The 4,392-nt window shown below is 48.6% G+C and carries 3 protein-coding genes; all 3 read left to right on the top strand.

Annotated features, from left to right (window positions below):
• Positions 1 to 327: glutamine amidotransferase-related protein (locus ACTXGO_RS10185; RefSeq protein ID WP_443574329.1), on the top strand; the 327-nt coding region annotated here is incomplete at its 5' end.
• Between the two features lie 47 nt (positions 328 to 374).
• Complete coding sequence (gene carB / locus ACTXGO_RS10180; RefSeq protein WP_443574327.1) at positions 375 to 3,629, top strand: carbamoyl-phosphate synthase large subunit; 3,255 nt, start codon at positions 375 to 377, stop codon at positions 3,627 to 3,629.
• 296 nt (positions 3,630 to 3,925) lie between these two features.
• On the top strand, positions 3,926 to 4,392 hold a 467-nt coding region (greA, locus tag ACTXGO_RS10175; protein WP_443574331.1), incomplete at its 3' end, for a transcription elongation factor GreA.

Genomic DNA, 4,392 nt, shown 5'->3' with positions numbered 1-4,392 from the left:
CTTGCCAGCGGCGCGGATACGATGAAGATGAAGTTCGGTCATCATGGTGCCAATCATCCGGTACAAGATTTGGACACCGGTTTGGTGATGATTACTAGTCAAAACCATGGCTTTGCGGTTGATGAAACCAGCTTACCTGATAACGTCAAAGTCACCCATCGCTCATTGTTTGACGGTACTAACCAAGGTATTGAGCTGACCAATAAACCCGTCTTTAGCTTCCAAGGTCATCCAGAAGCGAGTCCTGGCCCGCATGACGCCGCTGAATTATTTGCTAAGTTTGCGCAGATGATGGATAAGAATAAAAAAGTTAAGACAACGATTTGAGTAAAATTGCCAACCTTGCCAAACCTATTATTGAAGGACACATCTAAATGCCAAAACGTACCGACATAAAAAGCATTCTTATCATTGGCGCAGGCCCCATCGTCATCGGCCAAGCGTGCGAGTTTGACTATTCAGGCGCGCAGGCGTGTAAAGCTCTTCGCGAAGAAGGCTACCGAGTTATTTTGGTCAACTCAAACCCAGCCACCATCATGACTGATCCCGATATGGCGGATGCCACTTATATCGAGCCGATTACTTGGCAAACGGTTGAGCAAATCATCGATGTCGAGCGCCCCGATGCCATCTTGCCGACGATGGGCGGACAGACCGCACTCAACTGTGCGCTAGATTTGGACAAGCATGGCGTACTCAAAAAATACAACTGTGAGCTGATTGGCGCGACCAAAGACGCCATCGAGATGGCAGAGGATCGTGAGCTTTTTGACCAAGCGATGAAACGTATCGGTCTGGAATGTCCGCGCGCTGAGACTGCCAATACCATGGAAGAAGCCTTTGCCACCCAAGAAAAAATGGGCTATCCGTGTATCATACGCCCCTCATTCACTATGGGCGGCTCAGGTGGTGGTATCGCATATAACCGCGATGAATTTATCGAGATTTGCGAGCGCGGTTTTGATTTATCGCCAACTCATCAGCTCTTGATTGATGAGTCCTTGATTGGCTGGAAAGAGTACGAAACTGAAGTCGTTCGTGACAAAAATGACAACTGTATCATCGTCTGTACCATTGAGAACTTTGATCCGATGGGCGTGCACACCGGCGACTCTATCACTGTCGCCCCAGCGCAGACTTTGACAGATAAAGAATATCAAATCATGCGTAATGCGTCTCTGGCGGTATTGCGTGAGATCGGCGTTGAGACGGGCGGTTCAAACGTACAGTTCGGTATCAATCCCAAGACAGGCCGTATGGTCGTCATTGAGATGAACCCGCGCGTGTCTCGCTCATCAGCGCTCGCCTCAAAGGCAACAGGCTTTCCGATTGCGCGTATCGCCGCCAAATTAGCCGTCGGTTATACCTTGGATGAACTGCAAAACGATATCACTGGCGGCGCAACGCCAGCAAGCTTTGAGCCAACGCTTGATTATGTCGTCACCAAGATTCCACGCTTTAACTTTGAGAAATTCCCGCAAGCAGATAATATCTTATCGACACAGATGAAGTCGGTCGGTGAAGTGATGGCGATTGGCCGTAACTTTCAAGAATCTATGCAAAAAGCCCTGCGCGGCTTAGAGACGGGTGCAGATGGTTTTGATGAGCAAATTGACTTAGCTAAAGTTAGCACCAGCAAAGCTCGTAGCGAGATTACCAATCGCCTGACTATTCCAACGCCTGAGCGCATCTTTTATATTGGCGACGCCTTTCGTATCGGCATGAGCGTTGATGAAGTATTTAAGCTGACCAATATTGACCCGTGGTTCCTTGTGCAGATTGAAGATATCATCGAGACTGAAACTCGAGTGCGCGCGCTGGGTTTTGGCGGCTTAAATGAGACCAACCTTCGTCAGTTTAAGCGTAAAGGCTTGTCGGATTTACGTTTGGCGAAATTACTTGGCGTCTCACAAAAACAGCTGCGCAAAAAGCGTTGGGATTTAAACATCTATCCGGTCTACAAGCGCGTGGATACGGCAGCAGCAGAGTTTGCGACGAGCACCGCTTATATGTACTCAAGCTACGATAGCGAATGTGAGGCCAATCCGACTGACAAGAAAAAAATCATGGTTATCGGCGGCGGTCCTAACCGTATCGGTCAAGGCATTGAGTTTGATTATTGCTGTGTACACGCCGCTCTTGCCATGCGTGAAGATGGCTATGAAACCATCATGGTTAACTGTAACCCTGAAACGGTCTCGACCGATTATGACACCTCAGATCGCCTCTACTTTGAGCCGATTACGTTAGAAGACGTGCTTGAGATCGTCCGTATAGAGCAACCTGATGGCGTCATCGTTCAGTTCGGTGGTCAAACCCCGTTGAAACTTGCCCGCGATTTGGAGTCAGCAGGCGTCAACATCATCGGTACAAGTCCTGACGCTATTGATCGCGCAGAAGATCGTGAACGCTTCCAGCACATGATTCATCAGTTAAACCTCATTCAGCCCTCAAACGCGCTTGCGACGAGCTTAGAGGACGGTTTAGTAAAAGCCAAAGACGTCGGCTATCCATTAGTCGTACGCCCCTCATACGTACTCGGCGGCCGCGCGATGGAGATTGTCTATAACGAAGATGAACTTAGACATTACCTGCGCACCGCCGTTCAAGCCTCTAATGAAGCGCCGGTACTGCTAGATCGCTTCTTAGATGATGCCATTGAAGTTGATGTCGATTGTGTCAGTGATGGCACTGATGTGGTCATCGGCGGCATCATGCAGCATATTGAACAAGCAGGCGTGCACTCTGGCGACTCAGCCTGTTCATTGCCACCTTACTCACTATCAGATGAGCTATGTGATGTCATGCGCGAGCAGACTATCGCTATGGCAAAAGAGCTTGGTGTGGTTGGCTTGATGAACGTTCAGTTCGCGGTCAAAGGCGAGACCGTTTATATCTTAGAGGTTAATCCTCGCGCGGCGCGTACGGTACCCTTTGTCTCTAAATGTATCGGTACCTCCCTTGCACAGGTTGCCGCGCGCTGTATGGCAGGCACGTCGCTCAAAGATCAAGGCTTTATGACGGAGATTGTACCGTCGTTTTTTGCGGTCAAAGAGTCCGTATTCCCCTTCGCCAAGTTCCCAGGTGTTGATCCAATCTTGAGCCCTGAGATGAAATCAACGGGTGAGGTCATGGGCGTTGGTAAAACCTTTGGCGAGGCCTTTTATAAAGCGGTTATTGGTAGTAATGAGCGCCTGCCTGGTTTGCCCACTGACGGCGAGAGCAAAACGGTCTTTATCTCGGTACGTGATAGCGATAAAGCGCAGATTGCCCCTATCGCCCGCCAGCTGGTTGATTATGGCTTTGATATCGTAGCGACCACTGGCACGCAACAGGTACTCGCTGATGCTGGTATTGACTGTCAGCAAATCAACAAGGTCACTGAGGGTCGCCCGCACATTGTCGATGCCTTGAAAAATGGCAAAATCGACCTTATTATCAATACCACAGAAGGCAAGCAGGCACAAGAGGATTCATTCTCTATTCGCCGCAGCGCTTTGCAAGGTAAAGTGTTTTATGTCACGACTCTAGGCGCAGCTGACGCGGTTTGTAAATCTTACGCTATTGATTTGCCTTTCGATGTTTATAAGCTACAAGACTTGCATGCACAGGCCAAACCTATAGCTTAACTCAACGTGTCGAGCTTGATTTGTCAGGCGGTATATATTTACTCTATTGACTTAATTTGATAAATTCAGTAGATTAGGCGTAACGACAATTTTGTTGGCTTATACCCGTACTTTTAAAAAAGCATAGTGGCAAGACTGCGACTATGCTTTTTAGTACGTCTGTTTCGCGCATGTAGCATTACTGGCTATCGTAGCGCTAAGCCCTCTCTTATTATTAGATTCAACCCCCACTAACACCATCTCACTATCCGCTAGGAGTAGGAGGTGGTGTGATGTTATTGGTTAAAGGAAAAATCATGCAACGCTACCCTATGACTCTAGAAGGACACGCAGCTTTAGAAGCCGAATTAAAGCAGTTAAAAACGGTCGATCGTCCGCGTATTACTGCCTCTATCGCCGAGGCGCGCGAACATGGTGACCTCAAAGAAAACGCTGAATACCATGCTGCACGTGAGCAACAAGGCTTTTGTGAAGCGCGTATTCGTGACATCGAAGCCAAGCTTGGCGGCGCGCAAGTGATCGATATCTCAACCCTCAAACAAGAAGGCCGCGTGGTATTCGGTGTCACAGTCGTCATTGAAAACATGGACACCGAAGAAGAAAAACGCTACCAGATCGTAGGCGACGATGAAGCGGACTTTAAAGCAGGTAAAATCTCGGTCAATTCACCTATCGCTCGTGGTCTTATTGGCAAGTCTGAGGGTGACGAAGCCCGTATCGAAACGCCAAAAGGCGTGGTCGAGTATGAGATCATGAAAGTGAT

The organism is Psychrobacter sp. T6-1, from assembly GCF_052258445.1.
This window is presented reverse-complemented; position numbering and strand designations above follow the sequence as displayed.